Source organism: Guptibacillus hwajinpoensis, from assembly GCF_020524165.1.
Classification (GTDB): domain Bacteria; phylum Bacillota; class Bacilli; order Bacillales; family Guptibacillaceae; genus Guptibacillus; species Guptibacillus hwajinpoensis_D.
The window spans coordinates 707898-722968 of record NZ_JAIVKU010000005.1 but is presented as its reverse complement, the minus strand read 5'-3'; the positions used below and the strand labels follow the sequence as shown (position 1 = coordinate 722968).

Below are 15071 nucleotides of genomic sequence, written 5' to 3'. Positions count from 1 at the left end.
CTGAATCCCTCTCCTCTTGTTAAAGGTATTTTCTAATCGGGCCGCGTGTTAAACAACGCTGTTTTTAATGGAGTTTGAATCACTGACATCGGCATCGACGACGTAGCTGATTGGAATGTACACAGCGGTCACATCGCCATTTTCCTCTCCAAACCCTTGGTTTCGTTTAGTTGATAAGAACACGTCTGCCTGTTGCGTTGGAGCAAAGTTGATCATTGAATTCCGCTCTAGGATATTCACTTTAAAGCCTAACAAGTTGATGACCGTAGGTGCAAAGATCATGATGTCTCATCCCCTTCGTCTTACAGGTATTTGGTCGCGTTCGGATCCATAATGCTTGGCATGTCGATCCCGTCCCGATCATCGACAACACTTCTTGTTCCAAAGAAGCCACTGTCATCGCCAAAGTTTTGTCCATAGCCTTGATTCTTTTTATCTGTGTTATTCCAGTCTGCCAAGAAGTTTTGCCCTACATTGACCGCCGAAGCATTTTCAAAGGAATTAATCTTAAACATGAAAATATTAATAACTATAGAAGGTGAACTCAATTTTTAACCCCTCCTCTGGTTAGAAATATATGTTTCCCTCTTCACTTTATGAGCTTCGAATCGATTGGGAGGTGAGAATGTTGGATCCTGAACGCCTCAAACAATGGATGGAAATGGCGAAAAGCTTTCAAGGAAATGATTTTTGGTCGAGTATATTTGATAATGATCAGCCTGGAAACATGATGAATCCGTTTACTGACATGGGGAAAGGAAACCAATCCAAGCCTGCCCATCCTTTGCAGCCTTCAACGAAAAGTGTATTTCCAAAAGTGGATATTTATATGAGTAATTATGAAATCGTATTAGTGTTTGAGCTACCAGGTGTAAGAAAAGGGGATCTTGACCTGGCGATTTCTGGACGACATATCATCATTAAAGGAATCGTAAAGTCAGATAACAAAGATATTCGTGTCGTTCAGACGGAAAGGTTCTATGGACAGTTTGAACGAACCATTGAATTGCCAGAACCAGCTGATGAAACGAGTGTTAGCGCTGTTTTTCAGGAAGGGCTTTTAGAAGTGACGTACCCACGAATTCAGAGGGAACAAAATAAGATTACGATTAAGTAGGTTTCCTTTCTTTCTTGATGGCTGTTGCATCATCCAAATCAGAATCATTCACAATATAACCTGGATTCACGAAAACGCCCTGATCTGCATTATGAGCGCCAAACCCCTGGTTTTTTTTCACTGAAGAATAGACCCCAATTCGTTGAGTAGAAGAGAACGATAGGTTAGACAGGTTATTGATCTGGTTGATTTTTAGATAAGGCATGTTAATTTGGGTGGACTTAAACTTCATCTTCTTTCCTCCTTTTGATTCATTTTTGGACAACCCCATCATAGGTATTGAAGTAGGGGGTTCATTTAACCTATATGCGAAGAGGGAATAGGCCATTCATAAGTGATAAAGAATAGGGTGTTACTATGGCGATTAAATCCTTTTTTAAATTTATGATCACAGGAAGTAAAGAAATGGATGCGATGAAGCAAAAAGTCGCTCAACTCGAGGAAGAAGTGAAAGATAAAGAAGAGGGAGAATCGCTTCATGTTGAGCATTTAACGATTGAGAAACTCATTATTGAAAAGCTAGAATATCAAAATAACTTTGGTGCGCTCGGGATCAAAGAGTTGAGTGGTAAGTTGAATATAGGAGCGAACTATGATCATTTACCACTTAAAAATTTACCAGGGATGCCTGAAGAATTCACTCCTATTGAAATAAAGGATCAAAAAGGTGCCCCGTCACAAAAAGAGGCTCCCTCACCGACACCGAAATATGAGATTAGGGGAAGGAAGTAGTGAGTATTTGCGTCGAATTCCCTTTTCTTAGGTTATTTAACGAGGATCAAGTTTATTTACCTAAATTTCGTTATATTGTCTAAAATAGAAAAACATTGGCCAAATCCGGAATTTATTGTCCAAACTCAATTTATATTAGCTAAACATAAAAAAAGTCGAACGCGAAACAGTTGCGTTCGACTTTGGATAACGTTGTACTAGGGGATGGTTCCCTCTTGATATATTAAAGGAAACGCTGAGCGATTTCGTAAACTAATGAATGGTGATGTTCCTGAGCAGGATCTCAGGATTTTACTTCAGCATGTCTGAAACCTAAAAGTGAGGTTCAACTAACCCATATTGAGATAAAAATGAAAAAGGGAGACCGCTTGGGTCTCCCTTCACGTATATCATTTTCCCTCAGCATAAGCAGCTAAAACAACAGCGATTTCATCTTCAATGTCCTTAATGTCATCCTCTTCAACAAATTGATTCAACATAATTGAGAAGACGAGGCCGTTGTTCTGATCCACATACCCTGAAAGAGAAGAGACGCCAGTTAAGGAACCGGTTTTCGCATGAACAATTTGTTCTGCAGCGGTATCTCTCATGCGATAACGAAGGGTACCCCCTTCAAAGCGATCGGCATCACCGGCAACGGGGAGAGAATCGTAAAATGCATCAAACCAGCTTTTATCTTGTATGCGATACAGGTAATTGGAAAGCTGATTTGGTTTAATTAATGAAACGTGAGATATGCCCGATCCATCTCTTAGTCGCATTTCAGCTGTATCGAGTCCAGTCTCTTCCAGGAAATCGTTTATGACTTCCAATCCAGCCTCCCAGCTGCCTTCCTTTTTCTTCACTTTTCCCATTTCTTTTACTAATATTTCTGCATGACCGTTATTGCTTAGCTTCATGAATGGGATAAGGAGCTCCGATAGTGGCATGGATTTCTTTTCAACGAGCAGAGTAGCCTCTTCAGGTGTCGTGCGCAGCACCATGTCGCCTTTAAATTGAATCCCAGCTTCCTTGAGGGATTGCTTCATTAAGCTAAGCACATATTCCGCTGGATTCCATACCGCAATCCAATCGCGCTTACGTGTTGCATCCACAGATATTTCCCCTTCGACTAAGATGGTATTTGAACCATGTTCACGTGTGATGCTTAATTCCGCATCCTCTTCAGCACTGACCGTTTTCGCTCGGTTCTGTACTTCAATTACATCTGAAGACGGTGAAAGTCGAACATCAACTGGATCGCCAGGATGTTTGCCTGGATAGGCTTCTACAATGACAGTACCGGCATCATAATCTTCATTAGGTGAAGCGGTTAAAGCAGAAACCTTGGCCCCATAGTAGTTATCTTCATCTGACCAGGAGAGGTCCTGAGAAAGAGCTTCATCTTTATACCAGCTGTTATCCCCAATTAGATCGCCTTTAATTTTATGTACACCTTTTTCTTTTAGTGAGTTAGCGAGTTCATCGAAGTCTTCTTTCAGGAGAGTGGGATCGCCTTTTCCTTTAAGGTAAAGGTTCCCTTTCAAAAATTTGTTTTTCAAATTGCCATCCGTTAGAAGTTCAGTCGTGAAACGGTAATCAGGTCCTAACGCTTCAAGGGCAGCACCAGCCGTAAATAATTTCATATTCGAGGCGGGAGTTAGGCGGGTCTGGCCGTAGTTCTCATAAATCATTTCTCCAGAGTTCGCTGATCGGACGCTTATTCCGGCGATAGCACCATCAAGGCGTTCATCGGAGAGGATCTCATTAAGTTGTGTGGATAAACTACTATTTGTTTTGTCGGCACTTACATTCTGGTTTGATGATAAAGGGGGTAGGACTAGGAGAATTAGCAGCAGGATGACTAGGCCGTTTTTCAAAGTTTGTTTCAATTCATCATCTCCTCTTTGTTTAGTATGGTCCATTAACGTATTGCCTAAAAGATGTAGAAGAAGTTTAGAATGACACATTCACCTCCCAGAGTATTAACTGAATATTCACTCTAAATGAACCTTTCGTGTATATCGTTCAAATCCCCTTTGATTTCAAGAAAGTTGAATCTTTTTACACATGGGAATAGCAGAGAAGTAGTTCATTAAGCCTATGCGCACATGACATAAAAAAGCAGCTGCATGATCGCAGCTGCGCTTCTTAATAGACTTTATCACCATTAAAAATGGAGTTCTTTACAACAACGTAATCCACTGTGCGAATGGACTCAAGCTTGTCTCCGCCAGAGTAAGAAATGGCCGATTGGAGATCTTGTTCCATTTCCGTAAGCGTGTCTTGAAGGCTTCCTTTATGTTCAACAAACATTTTCTTACCTTCCACATTTTTCTTCTCGCCCTTTTGGAACTCAGACGCTGATCCAAAGTATTCTTTGTATCGCTTGCCATCGCGTTCAACCGTTTCTCCGGGTGATTCTTCATGTCCTGCAAACAATGAGCCGATCATGACCATGGAAGCACCAAAGCGTACGGATTTTGCGATATCGCCATGTGTGCGAATGCCGCCATCTGCGATAATTGGCTTTGTTGCTGCCTTTGCACACCAGCGAAGTGCTGCTAGCTGCCAACCGCCAGTTCCAAAACCGGTTTTGATTTTTGTAATACACACTTTTCCTGGACCGATCCCAACTTTTGTTGCGTCCGCTCCAGCGTGTTCGAGCTCACGGACTGCTTCCGGTGTTCCAACATTTCCTGCAATCACAAAGCTGTCAGGCAAGTGCTTTTTAATGTGGCCAATCATTTCGATAACCGCATTTGAATGACCGTGCGCAATATCAATCGTAATATAATCGGGTGTAAGCCCTTGTTCTTTAAGCTGTTCGATAAACGTGTATTCCTCGTCTTTAACGCCGACGCTAATCGATGTGATCAGCTCACGTGCGTTCATATCTTGAAGAAAAGCGATTCGCTTTTCTGGCTCAAAACGATGCATCACGTAGAAATAGCCTTTTTCTGCTAGTGAAACGGCAATGGTTTCATCAATAATCGTCTGCATGTTTGCGGGTACGACTGGTAATTTAAATGTATGCTTGCCAAGTGTAACGGAAGTATCACACTCTGATCGACTGTTTACGACACATTTAGCGGGAATTAGTTGAATATCTTCATAATCAAATACGTTTTCCATGAGAATCACTCCTAAAAACGAATAATCCGTTTTGTTTTTGTAATAAATGTTCGTCCATTTGATAATTTACAGTAATTCCTCATTGTTGTCAAAGTATTTTTTAAAACCTTCTTCTTTACTTAGATCAAAAATGGAAGGGATTTCATCCATGCATATGGAAAAGTACATAAGGAAGAATGAAGGAGATGATGTGATGAAGCAGTCACTGCTTCGAATCGGTTCTACGTATCTACCTGTTTCAAATGTTAAACGAGCCACAGATTGGTATGTATCAAATTTAAATGCCGAGCTTAGCTATCAAGATCAGGATAAAGCGATTTTGAATATGGCGAATCAGAGTTTCTTTCTAGTAAAAGCAAAAGAAAAGGAATGTGCCAACTTCTATGATAGTGAAGGAAAAGAACGCTTTTCTTTAACATTTGAAGTGGATGGTATTCGGGAGCTTGAAATGCTTCGAGATGAATTCGTGGCGAAAAATATGAAGGTCGGTGAACTAGAAAACAGAGGACATGCTGGGAGAAACTTTGTCTTCTATGATCTAGATGGCAATATGTTTGATGTGTGGAGTGAAATCAGTCCGGAATTCAAAGAGCGTTATCTTGTTCCAGATCCGATTAGCGAGGAGTCAGCAGATTGATGGGAGAGCATGACGTTCACATTGAAACCGTGGAGCAACTTCAGCTTGTCGGTATTAGAGTTCGCTGCCCGGAAGAGGAGTACGTCCTGCAAATTCCGATAGCAGCCAATGAATTGGTTGAAAGACAAAATGAGATTGCTAATGTGTTGAACCATTCTTATCAGTTTGGTGCCTTTGTTGTAGACGCTTCTTCTGAAGAAGAGGAAGGGTATTGGGTTTGCCAGCAAGTGAAGAAAGTAGAGCATGTTCCTGAAGGAATGGTTTCGTTAACAATTCCTACTCAAACTTATGCGGTTATGAAGCATACGGGTTCGAATAAGACAATTTTACAAACGTATGATGAACTGCACAACTGGATTGAAAAGAGCGATTCAAAGAGGAGATTAGATGCCTGGCACCTCGAGCGCTTTTATCACTTTAAGAACATAAATCAGATTGAGGTTGATCTGATGGACACTATTCAGGATGAAGCAAAGGAGAGGATTTGATGATTCGTATTGGTAGCGTATTTATTCCGGTGACAAATCTTGAAAAGGCAACTTCATGGTATGAAGAGCATCTTGGCGTTAAGAAGATCGAGGAGTGGGGAGAAGGCGTTGGTAAGGGAGCAGGCTTTTACTTTCCGCATGGTCCTACTCAACTCGGTCTAGTTCAGGTTGAAACGAGTCAACCGTCTGAGTTTCGCGTACGGAATGAACAGAAGAATAGTTACTTTAATTTTCTGGTAGATGATATCTATGCGTTTTATCATGAATTAAAATGTGAAGGGGTTAAAACGTCTGATATTGAAAAGTTCGGAGGCATGACCAGCTTTGACTTTTATGATCTTGATGGAAATCCATTTAGTGTCGTCAATGAGGTCAAAGACTCTCCGTTTCATTCAGATGAAATTAAGAAACGTCAGGAGAAGGAACGTTAATGGCAACGGAGCTATGGATGAACTTGCCCGTGAAGGATTTGGAAAAGTCGAAAGCTTTCTTTCACAACATTGGTTTTTCGGTACAGTCTATTGGAGATGGTGTTCAAGTTGCCGTCGAGGGATCGAAAGTGATGCTCTTTCCAGCGTCAAGGTTTGAAACATTCGCGCATCATCAAGTAGCAGATTCTCAGAATGGGACAGAAGTACTTTTCTCAATCGGAGCGGAGACTCGTGAAGAGGTGGATGAATTGGTCGACAAGGTTGAAAAAGCTGGAGGAGTTATTTTCGCAAAACCAGGATTAACGGATGGATGGCTCTATGGGATGGGGTTTATTGATTTAGATGGTCATCGATGGAATGCCCTGCATATGGATATGGAGAAAATGCCGTAAGGGTAGCTCGAGCTACCTTTTTTACATTATTTGAATCTTATCGCTTTATTTTTCGTAGATAGTAGTGAATAAATAAGTAAGAAACGGAGGGATTAGATGAAGAAAAGTAAATGGCTAGCGTTTGTGTTCCTTCTTCTCTTAGCAACTGGCTGTTCGAGCGGAAAAGCGAGCGATCAAGCGATTAAAACGGTTGGCGACGTTCAGTCATCATCTCTTTTAAACGATAGCGGTACATACGTAGGGAACAATTCGGATGTTCTTGCACTATTGAGTCACTTACCAGGCGGGGAAACTGTAAAGAAGTTAAATCTATCAGATGAAAGGATAGCCGTTACTTACGAAGCAAAAGGCACCATTTCAGATGAAGAATTTCAAAACTATTGGTTTTCGGGCGACCAAAATAGGAACAAAACGCTGTTGTATAATGCGATTCATCTAAGTTTACTTGTACCAAATGCAAGAGGTTATGAGTTTTATGTTCAAGGAAAAAGTATGAGTATGACGAGAGATGAGATGAGGAAGATTCTATCAGATGAATTTGCTGATCTTCCAAGTGAGGATGAGCTTATGAACGAGGAGACAGCCAGTGAGTTTCTGACAACCCATGAGGGGAAGTTAGAAAAGATGGCAAACGATTATGAGGACTATTTTGATGAAAAGTAGAAAAGATACTAGGAAAATAGTTTCTTTATTGCTTCTGCTACCACTTGGAATTTCATTTCTAATAGGGGTGCCCTCCTATTTTAATCACCAAGCGATTGAATCGGCAGTTGATGGGTGTGAAAAAATAGGGGGAGAAGTTAATTTGGAAAAGGATATTCTTGCTTTTAATTGGAGCTTTTCGTGTGAAAATTAATAGAATGAGGAGAATTGAGCATGCCAACCTGTAAGAATTGTGGCTATACGTGGCGGTGGAGAGAAGCCATGCGACTCCATTACCGCCAAAAAGCTGCATGTCCTAACTGTCATGAAAGACAGTTTAATCAGCAAAATCGAGAAAAAGATCACGTTATATGTCAATGCTCGTTTTAATTCCATTAGGGATTACGTCGATCTAGAAGCTATCATTATGGTCTTATTTGGGTTTTTCAATTGGCCTTATTGTGCTGATTCTCCTTCTTTTTTCATATTACGATTCGTTAAGTAATGAAGAAGAACCGCTGTGGTGAAGTGCATACCAAAATCACGCTATACATAAGAGAGAGGTCGTCAACAAAAAATGGCGACCTTTTTTGTTGACGAACTTTTTTCCTATGAAGAGATACAATCTGTATAATCACTGTTTTTTCTTTCACACTAGTAAGTAGATGAAAATAGGGTAGTTTATAAACAAAAGAAACGAATACAAAGAGTTAGAGGGGAGGGCCAAGTGAAAAAACACTTATACCGAGGAATGATCAGTATGCTGAATTCCAGGAGTTTGGGGCGGATCCTTAGTAAAATGAGCCAAACGCGATTCAGCAGACGGCTGATTCCTCTATACGTGAAATTATTTAACGTCCAAACAGACGAGCTCGATCAACAGCTGAAGGAGTTTCCGTCATTAGAAGCGTTTTTTGTCAGAAAACTTAAATCCGGCTCGCGTTCTTTTAAAGGAAAAGATATTGCCAGTCCAGTTGATGGGAAATTGGAACAATTTGGTGAAGTAGATGACACGTTAATTGAGGTGAAAGGGATTGTCTATTCCATTGAGGACTTTTTACAGGATGATGAAATGATTGCTCGTTACAGGCATGGAAAGTTCCTTGTGTTGTATCTTAGTCCGAAAGATTATCATCGAATTCACGCTCCTGCTGATGCTGTTGTAGGAAAACAGTATGAGCTTGGTGGAAAGTCTACTCCAGTCAATAAGTTAGGTATGACTTTAGGAAAGTCACCACTCTCGACAAACTACCGCATTGTGTCTGAATTAAAACAAGAAGATGAGACGTTTATGGCTCTCGTGAAAGTGGGAGCAATGTGGGTGAACACAATCGAATTAACGCACCCCAGCTCACATTTAAGAAAGGGAGAAGAAATTGGCTTCTTTCGTTTTGGTTCCACTGTGGTACTCTTGTTTGAAAAAGATAAGGTCCATTTACATCCAAAATTAAAAAGACAAGCTGCTATAAAAGCAGGGGAAATATTAGCAATGAAAACGAAAGCTGAAGATGAGAAGGGTTCTTTGGATGACTAAAGGGAGTCTTAGGGATCGTTCACATGTTTTCACTAAATGATCAAAAATAGTAAATCATATTTCCAAATTTCTTCTATCCTTTTTTTACAAAATATAGTAAACTATAACATGGACTGTTTTACATGAACGACTTTAATCGCGTTGGATACATAAGTTGATCAATGATTTGTAGGGTTGAAGGTTTTTACGCTTAGCATAATCATTTTCACCCACCCCTTATTATCCAATTATAGAACACTGTTAAATTCTACTTCTATTTCTACTACATTCATGAAGGAAGGGAAGCGTTGAAATTGCCTATACAATGTTACACACGATCAAATCTTCTAGCTCTCATTGATCAGAAAAAAGTTGTTTTAACATCTAAAGTGTTAGCACATGGATTTACACATAAACAAACGATTATGGCTAGTCAAGAGCTTGATAAGCTCCTAAACCGCTATCAATTTGGACAGTATGAAGGAAGTCAATCGAGGTACTTGGCTTAATGGCACAGTGTCTATTTTACCAACTTCATTGATTTCTTCAATAGAAAAGAGCCAGGAAGCATTCTAAGCTTCCTGGCTCTTTATAGTATAACGGTCTAAGCATGAGCTCCAAGCAGTGCATCGGTTGCTGAAACGTACTCATAACCAAGATCTTTTGCGACAGCTTCATACGTGATCGAACCGTTAGCTACGTTCAATCCTTTTTCAAGAGCAGGATTGCTTTGAATCGCAGCTACTGCGCCTTTATTGGCAATTTGAAGTGCATAAGGAATCGTTACGTTTGTTAAAGCGATTGTTGATGTTCTTGGAACGGCTCCTGGCATGTTTGCAACTGCGTAATGAACAACTCCGTGCTTTTCGTATGTTGGGTTATCGTGGGTAGTAATGTGATCAACCGTTTCGATGATTCCACCCTGATCAATCGCAACATCTACAAGAACAGATCCCGGTGTCATGCTCTTCACCATTTCTTCTGTCACAAGCTTCGGTGCTTTTGCTCCTGGAATTAAGACAGCGCCAACCACAAGGTCCGAATCCTTAACCGCTTGAGCGATGTTAAGTGGATTGGACATAAGCGTGTTAATCGCATTTCCGAAAATGTCATCAAGCTGACGAAGGCGCTCAGCGCTTAAGTCGAGAATTGTTACGTCTGCGCCAAGACCCATTGCGATTTTTGCTGCGTTTGTACCAACAACGCCACCGCCGATAATCGTTACTTTGCCCCGTTTCACTCCAGGAACGCCGCCAAGGAGAATTCCTTTTCCACCTTTAGGTTTTTCAAGAATTTGTGCGCCGATTTGTGAAGCCATGCGGCCAGCTACTTCACTCATAGGAGTAAGAAGTGGGAGCGTTCCACGATCCACAACGGTTTCATAAGCAATTGCCGTTACGCCGCTATCTTTAAGAGCTTTCGTTAATTCAGGCTCTGCTGCTAAGTGGAGGTAAGTGAAAAGAATCAGTCCTTCACGGAAATAAGCATATTCAGAAGAAAGTGGTTCTTTTACTTTCATCACCATTTCTTGATTCCAAACTGTTGCCGCGTCTGTCGCAATCGTTGCGCCTGCTTCACGATAGTCGACATCCTCGAAACCGCTTCCAATTCCTGCTTCTGTTTCAACTGTTACGTGATGACCAGCCTTTGTTAGTGCGATAACGCCTGCTGGTGTAATGGCTACACGGTTTTCATTATTTTTAATTTCTTTTGGAATACCAATATACATGATTTCATCCCCTTAGACAGTGTTTTATGATCAAGTACCTCCGATTATAGACGTCCTCTTTTCATTTCACATTGTGTAAATTAGAGAAAAGGAAAGAGGGTGTTTGTGTAATTACACAAACACCCTATGATTTCAATTGTTCAATTTTTAAATCGAGAAAAAGCGTTACTTTTTGATTGGCGTCTTTTAAGTCAAGGTTCGCCACTTCAGCAATGCGTTTGAGGCGATAGTTCAACGTATTTGTATGAACATGTAGGACTTGAGCGGCAACTTTCACGTTGCTATCGTGTTGCAGATAAGTCTGTAGCGTCTCGAGTAGCTGCGTATGATGAATGCTATCATATTTCTTTAGTTTTTCGATATAAATGTTTTGGACATGCTGACGCTCTTTATAGAGGAGGTCAATGAATTGATAAATGCCGAGCTCTTGATAGCTGTAGATGGCTGTCACTTCTTCTTTAAAACGTTCCTTAATCGATAGCACATGCAGGGCTTCCCGATAGCTGTCTTTGATCGAGAGAGGGCTTTGATAGAGCGTTCCGGCTCCACCTTTTAACGTATCAACTCCAAGGCGATTACTAATTTTCTCAACAAAAATTTGGACAAAACTACTAAGCTGGTCAGCTGTATTGTGCTGGTCTGAAGGACGAACAAGTAAAATGAGCTGATTTTGATCAAGGGTACTATAAATGAATTCGATTTGGTGAGAAGCCTGGATGTAATAATTCATATGTCGCTCAAGCGATTGCTGAATTTCTTCACTAAACTCAAAGATTACGATCGCCATCTCGCCCTTCAATTTTAACTGATATGTGGCTGCCTGCTTCTGAAGAGCCTCTTCTTTCGTATAATGCCCAGTGAGCAATTTCCAGAAAAACTCGCGATGTCCTTCTTCTGAATGACGCTTCTTGATTTCCAATTTCAGAATTTGGTTTTTAACGACTTTTGCGGCTTTCTTTAGAAGAGTCAACTCATCCTGGGTTACTTCCCAATTTAATTGAGCCCAGATGAAACCGAGAAGTTCTTCATTTTTTCGAACCGAAATGGCGACTCTTTGGCCAAGTCCTACCTCTGGGATTGCTGGGATAATAACAGGATCATCACTTTCAAATAGTTGTGGAATGACCCCTTTTTTCCAGAGACTTTTGATTACTTCTTCCGGTACTTTCCGCTTCATGATGGTGGCAATACGTGCAGGATCCACATTTTCATCATGTGAACTATAGGCAAGAATTCGATGATCCGAATCTTCAATCGTAACAGGACAGCCGAGGTTTTCTCGGATGCAGTCGGCTAAATCTTCTAATGTTCGGAATGGCCCCTGAAAAGGGTTGTGACTTTCACGATCGGTATGCATCTTTTACCACTCCTTTCTTAATCTCAGTACTTGTTTCTTACCGTCTGCTTAAAAGTATACAAGAAAATCAGGGTGTTTGTGACATTTCACAAAGAGAAGTTAAGAAATTGTTAAGGTTTCCAAAGGAAAGCAGCGTCGTTTTTCGCTTGAATGAGAAATAATGACGAAAATAAAAACTAAAAATCGCTAAAGTTCATCATTAATAAACTTTTTGAAATAAATAGTATGACATAATTAAATTAATGTGTTATTCTAAAGGTCGAATCTAGTAGGGAGGCGATAGGTAAATGGTTGAGCAAAGTGCGATTCGTTGGTTTCATGAAATAGGAAAAGAGGAAATTGCCCTCGTTGGTGGCAAAGGAGCTAATCTTGGAGAGCTGACGCAGAACGGTGTACATGTACCACCTGGTTTTTGTGTAACGGCTGAAGCCTATACAGCTTTTATTACTGAAAGAGAACTCGATCAATCCATTCTTCAAAAGATGAAGACCCTTGATTATGAGAATAACGATCAGCTCAATGAAGTGAGTGCTGAAATCAGGGAATGGATTCTGCAGACAGATATGCTTGAGTCTCTTGAAGTAGAAATTCGTAATGCTTACGCTGCGTTTAGTCAGGATCTCAACGTAACAGATCCGTTCGTAGCTGTTCGAAGCTCGGCAACGGCTGAAGATCTTCCTGAAGCGTCTTTTGCAGGGCAGCAAGATACATATCTAGAGATTTCCGGAATCACAGAGCTTCTTTATCACATTAAGAAATGCTGGGCATCACTCTGGACAGCACGAGCCATTTACTATCGCGAAAAACAGCAGTTCAACCATTTTGATGTCTCTCTTTGTGCGGTCGTTCAATTGATGGTGAATAGTGAAAAGTCAGGTGTGATTTTTACAGCGAATCCGATTACAGGTGAACGCGAGCAGATGATGATTAATGCGAGCTGGGGACTTGGAGAAGCGGTTGTTTCTGGGATGGTTTCACCAGATGAGTACATCGTCGATAAGAGATCGTTTAAATTAATCGAAAAGCACGTAGCCGAAAAGAAAGTGCTTGTCGTAAAGAAAGCTAATGCAATCGGAACGGATACGGTTGCGGTGAAAGAATATTTAAGTGAGAAACATGTGAACCAACAGTGCTTATCACAAGCTGAAATCGCTCAGCTTTCACGTGACGCTGTTCGGATTGAAGAACTTTATCAAACTCCTCAAGATATTGAGTGGGGACTTGATTGCCAAACGAACGAACTTTACATTCTACAAGCTCGTCCAATTACAACGCTTAAAGAGGAGGAAACAAAAGTGGTTGAAAAGGTAGAAACGCCAAAGAAGATGCTCGTTAGAGGATTAGCTGCCTCTCCTGGGTCTGCTAGCGGAAAAGTCCGCAAGATCAAAGATATTAGTGAAGTTTCCCTTGTAGAAGAAGGCGACATTCTAGTGACCATTATGACGAATCCGGATATGATTCCTGCTATGAAAAAAGCGGCAGCACTCGTTACAGATGAAGGTGGACGGACGTGTCATGCGGCGATCGTTTCACGTGAATTCGGTATTCCGTGTATTGTTGGGTCTTCGATAGCGACAGATGTATTAATGGATGGAATGGAAGTAACGGTTGATGCGACTCGTGGAGTTGTATATGAAGGGATTCTAAATGACGCTAAGCCAGCGAGTAAGAAAGAAGCGGCTAATGAAGCGACGAACACCAACGAAGGATTTAACGAAGCACTTCTTCATCAGCTTGCACCGATTACAGGAACTAAAATTTACATGAATCTTGGAGAGCCTGATCTAATCAATAAATACAAACACCTGCCATTTGACGGCATTGGCTTAATGCGAACGGAATTTATCTTTTCAAATATCGGTATTCACCCGATGCATTTGTTAAAAACCGGACAGGAAGAGATGTTTATTGAAAAAATGTCCGAAGGAATCACGCAGGTGGCCCAGGATATCTATCCAAAGCCAATGGTTGTTCGCTTGAGTGACTTCCGCTCAAATGAATTTCGTGGACTCATTGGTGGCGATGAAGTAGAGCCAGTTGAAGCGAATCCGATGATCGGCTGGCGAGGTGTCTCACGCTATATTTCTCCTCAGTACGAAGAAGGCTTCCGTTTAGAGTGTCGAGCGATTAAAAAAGTTCGTGATGAATATGGCTTAATTAACGTTTGGACGATGCTTCCGTTCGTTCGCACTACGTGGGAAGTTGAGAAAGTGAAGAAGATTATGGCAGAAGAAGGGCTGATTCAAAATCAAGAATTCAAAATTTGGATTATGGCGGAAGTGCCGTCAGTCATTTTTGAAGCGGAGGAGTTCGCGCAGCTTGTTGATGGATTCAGTATTGGAAGCAATGATTTAACACAGCTCATTTTAGGATCTGACCGTGACTCTGGCATTCTAAACAGCATGGGTTACTTTGATGAGCGTAACCCTTCCGTGAAACGAGCGATTAAACAGCTGATTCATGGAGCGCATAAATATGGCAAAACTGTCTCCATTTGTGGCCAGGGACCATCGACTTACCCTGAGTTCACCGAGTTTCTCATTCAAGAGGGGATCGATAGCGTGAGCATTAATCCAGATACGGTGGCAGCGACAAGAAGATCGGTTGCGTCTGTTGAGCAGCGTATGATTTTAAATAAAGTTAGAGGATTATAAATTAGTATTTACATGGTGTAACCTTACTGGTATTATATAACAAAATCAAGAGCGATGATGAGAAGAGTAGATGATGGGATCTTACACAGAGAGCTCCGGTAGCTGAAAAGGAGAGAGGAAACCATGATCGAACCAAACCTCTAAGCTGTACATCGGAACCGAACGTGGGGATGGTGTAACGGGAGCTCCCGTTAACGAGCTATGGTATACGCAGCTTCTGCCGTACCTGATAAGAGTCATGTGGCGACACATGACTGAACCGGGG

19 protein-coding genes and 1 other annotated feature (1 of these 20 only partly in view) are annotated in these 15071 nt (G+C 41.2%); of the genes, 12 read left to right on the top strand and 7 right to left on the bottom strand.

The features are described 5' to 3' along the window. Positions 1 to 48: 48 nt before the first annotated feature. Both LC090_RS16815 and LC090_RS16810 read right to left on the bottom strand, forming a co-directional pair. Positions 49 to 282, bottom strand: a complete 234-nt coding sequence (locus tag LC090_RS16815; protein ID WP_226659166.1) for a hypothetical protein — start codon at positions 280 to 282, stop codon at positions 49 to 51. A 20-nt stretch (positions 283 to 302) separates the two neighbouring features. Beyond that, positions 303 to 515, bottom strand: coding sequence for a hypothetical protein (locus LC090_RS16810; RefSeq protein WP_226659397.1), 213 nt, complete (start codon positions 513 to 515; stop codon positions 303 to 305). Between the two features lie 110 nt (positions 516 to 625). Between LC090_RS16810 and LC090_RS16805 the strand changes: the two genes are divergently transcribed. Next, complete coding sequence (locus LC090_RS16805; protein ID WP_226659165.1) at positions 626 to 1117, top strand: Hsp20/alpha crystallin family protein; 492 nt, start codon at positions 626 to 628, stop codon at positions 1115 to 1117. On the opposite strand, the gene LC090_RS16800 is transcribed toward LC090_RS16805, so the two are convergent. Continuing rightward, positions 1110 to 1349, bottom strand: coding sequence for a hypothetical protein (locus tag LC090_RS16800; RefSeq protein ID WP_226659164.1), 240 nt, complete (start codon positions 1347 to 1349; stop codon positions 1110 to 1112). The two genes, LC090_RS16805 and LC090_RS16800, sit on opposite strands and share 8 nt — an antisense overlap. 125 nt (positions 1350 to 1474) lie before the next feature. Between LC090_RS16800 and LC090_RS16795 the strand changes: the two genes are divergently transcribed. Then, positions 1475 to 1849: a hypothetical protein gene (locus LC090_RS16795; protein WP_226659163.1), complete on the top strand. Its 375-nt coding sequence runs from the start codon at positions 1475 to 1477 to the stop codon at positions 1847 to 1849. A gap of 389 nt (positions 1850 to 2238) precedes the next feature. Here LC090_RS16795 and dacB read toward each other — a convergent pair whose 3' ends face one another. Together dacB and guaC are read right to left on the bottom strand one after the other, a co-directional pair. Next, a complete protein-coding gene (gene dacB, locus LC090_RS16790) occupies positions 2239 to 3720 on the bottom strand; it encodes a D-alanyl-D-alanine carboxypeptidase/D-alanyl-D-alanine endopeptidase (RefSeq protein WP_226659162.1) in 1482 nt (493 codons plus the stop codon). Positions 3721 to 3979: 259 nt separating this feature from the next. Then, positions 3980 to 4963, bottom strand: coding sequence for a GMP reductase (gene guaC / locus LC090_RS16785; protein WP_226659161.1), 984 nt, complete (start codon positions 4961 to 4963; stop codon positions 3980 to 3982). A 193-nt stretch (positions 4964 to 5156) separates the two neighbouring features. On the opposite strand from guaC, the gene LC090_RS16780 reads away from it, so the two are divergent. The 9 genes from LC090_RS16780 to LC090_RS16740 all read left to right on the top strand — a co-directional run bounded on the left by LC090_RS16780 (position 5157) and on the right by LC090_RS16740 (position 9575). After that, positions 5157 to 5600 (top strand): VOC family protein, encoded by a 444-nt coding sequence (locus tag LC090_RS16780; RefSeq protein ID WP_226659160.1) that lies wholly within the window; start codon positions 5157 to 5159, stop codon positions 5598 to 5600. Continuing rightward, positions 5600 to 6088 (top strand): GyrI-like domain-containing protein, encoded by a 489-nt coding sequence (locus LC090_RS16775; RefSeq protein WP_226659396.1) that lies wholly within the window; start codon positions 5600 to 5602, stop codon positions 6086 to 6088. Before LC090_RS16780 ends, LC090_RS16775 begins: the two co-directional genes overlap by 1 nt. Continuing rightward, the gene (locus LC090_RS16770; RefSeq protein ID WP_226659159.1) at positions 6088 to 6519 is read left to right on the top strand and encodes a VOC family protein; all 432 of its coding nucleotides are present in this window, start codon (positions 6088 to 6090) and stop codon (positions 6517 to 6519) included. The genes LC090_RS16775 and LC090_RS16770 overlap by 1 nt, the downstream gene beginning before the upstream one ends. After that, positions 6519 to 6911, top strand: coding sequence for a VOC family protein (locus tag LC090_RS16765; RefSeq protein ID WP_226659158.1), 393 nt, complete (start codon positions 6519 to 6521; stop codon positions 6909 to 6911). The genes LC090_RS16770 and LC090_RS16765 overlap by 1 nt, the downstream gene beginning before the upstream one ends. Before the next feature lie 96 nt (positions 6912 to 7007). After that, positions 7008 to 7574, top strand: a complete 567-nt coding sequence (locus tag LC090_RS16760; RefSeq protein WP_226659157.1) for a DUF4825 domain-containing protein — start codon at positions 7008 to 7010, stop codon at positions 7572 to 7574. Next, positions 7564 to 7767 carry a hypothetical protein gene (locus LC090_RS16755; RefSeq protein WP_226659156.1) on the top strand — a complete coding sequence of 68 codons (204 nt, stop codon included), beginning with the start codon at positions 7564 to 7566 and terminating at the stop codon, positions 7765 to 7767. The genes LC090_RS16760 and LC090_RS16755 overlap by 11 nt, the downstream gene beginning before the upstream one ends. Before the next feature lie 20 nt (positions 7768 to 7787). Continuing rightward, positions 7788 to 7943, top strand: coding sequence for a hypothetical protein (locus LC090_RS16750; RefSeq protein ID WP_226659155.1), 156 nt, complete (start codon positions 7788 to 7790; stop codon positions 7941 to 7943). A gap of 337 nt (positions 7944 to 8280) precedes the next feature. Then, positions 8281 to 9087, top strand: a complete 807-nt coding sequence (gene asd / locus LC090_RS16745; RefSeq protein ID WP_226659154.1) for an archaetidylserine decarboxylase — start codon at positions 8281 to 8283, stop codon at positions 9085 to 9087. 287 nt (positions 9088 to 9374) lie between these two features. Beyond that, positions 9375 to 9575, top strand: coding sequence for an aspartyl-phosphate phosphatase Spo0E family protein (locus LC090_RS16740; RefSeq protein WP_226659153.1), 201 nt, complete (start codon positions 9375 to 9377; stop codon positions 9573 to 9575). A gap of 95 nt (positions 9576 to 9670) precedes the next feature. Here LC090_RS16740 and ald read toward each other — a convergent pair whose 3' ends face one another. Both ald and LC090_RS16730 read right to left on the bottom strand, forming a co-directional pair. Further along, positions 9671 to 10795, bottom strand: coding sequence for an alanine dehydrogenase (gene ald, locus LC090_RS16735; RefSeq protein ID WP_226659152.1), 1125 nt, complete (start codon positions 10793 to 10795; stop codon positions 9671 to 9673). Between the two features lie 124 nt (positions 10796 to 10919). Then, entirely contained in the window at positions 10920 to 12152 is a 1233-nt protein-coding gene (locus tag LC090_RS16730) for a PucR family transcriptional regulator (protein ID WP_226659151.1), read from the bottom strand. A 287-nt stretch (positions 12153 to 12439) separates the two neighbouring features. Between LC090_RS16730 and ppsA the strand changes: the two genes are divergently transcribed. Continuing rightward, complete coding sequence (ppsA, locus tag LC090_RS16725) at positions 12440 to 14806, top strand: phosphoenolpyruvate synthase (protein WP_226659150.1); 2367 nt, start codon at positions 12440 to 12442, stop codon at positions 14804 to 14806. A gap of 45 nt (positions 14807 to 14851) precedes the next feature. After that, positions 14852 to 15071, top strand: a binding site (T-box leader); it runs 31 nt beyond the window's last position.

Coding starts and splice junctions, on each gene's coding strand:
- LC090_RS16775 (WP_226659396.1), top strand. CDS start 5,600: ATGGGAGAGCATGACGTTCACATTGAAACCGTGGAGCAACTTCAGCTT.
- LC090_RS16750 (WP_226659155.1), top strand. CDS start 7,788: ATGCCAACCTGTAAGAATTGTGGCTATACGTGGCGGTGGAGAGAAGCC.
- ald (WP_226659152.1), bottom strand. CDS start 10,795: ATGTATATTGGTATTCCAAAAGAAATTAAAAATAATGAAAACCGTGTA.
- LC090_RS16800 (WP_226659164.1), bottom strand. CDS start 1,349: ATGAAGTTTAAGTCCACCCAAATTAACATGCCTTATCTAAAAATCAAC.
- LC090_RS16755 (WP_226659156.1), top strand. CDS start 7,564: ATGAAAAGTAGAAAAGATACTAGGAAAATAGTTTCTTTATTGCTTCTG.
- LC090_RS16765 (WP_226659158.1), top strand. CDS start 6,519: ATGGCAACGGAGCTATGGATGAACTTGCCCGTGAAGGATTTGGAAAAG.
- LC090_RS16780 (WP_226659160.1), top strand. CDS start 5,157: ATGAAGCAGTCACTGCTTCGAATCGGTTCTACGTATCTACCTGTTTCA.
- guaC (WP_226659161.1), bottom strand. CDS start 4,963: ATGGAAAACGTATTTGATTATGAAGATATTCAACTAATTCCCGCTAAA.
- LC090_RS16730 (WP_226659151.1), bottom strand. CDS start 12,152: ATGCATACCGATCGTGAAAGTCACAACCCTTTTCAGGGGCCATTCCGA.
- LC090_RS16815 (WP_226659166.1), bottom strand. CDS start 282: ATGATCTTTGCACCTACGGTCATCAACTTGTTAGGCTTTAAAGTGAAT.
- LC090_RS16795 (WP_226659163.1), top strand. CDS start 1,475: ATGGCGATTAAATCCTTTTTTAAATTTATGATCACAGGAAGTAAAGAA.
- LC090_RS16760 (WP_226659157.1), top strand. CDS start 7,008: ATGAAGAAAAGTAAATGGCTAGCGTTTGTGTTCCTTCTTCTCTTAGCA.
- LC090_RS16810 (WP_226659397.1), bottom strand. CDS start 515: ATGTTTAAGATTAATTCCTTTGAAAATGCTTCGGCGGTCAATGTAGGG.
- LC090_RS16805 (WP_226659165.1), top strand. CDS start 626: ATGTTGGATCCTGAACGCCTCAAACAATGGATGGAAATGGCGAAAAGC.
- LC090_RS16770 (WP_226659159.1), top strand. CDS start 6,088: ATGATTCGTATTGGTAGCGTATTTATTCCGGTGACAAATCTTGAAAAG.
- ppsA (WP_226659150.1), top strand. CDS start 12,440: ATGGTTGAGCAAAGTGCGATTCGTTGGTTTCATGAAATAGGAAAAGAG.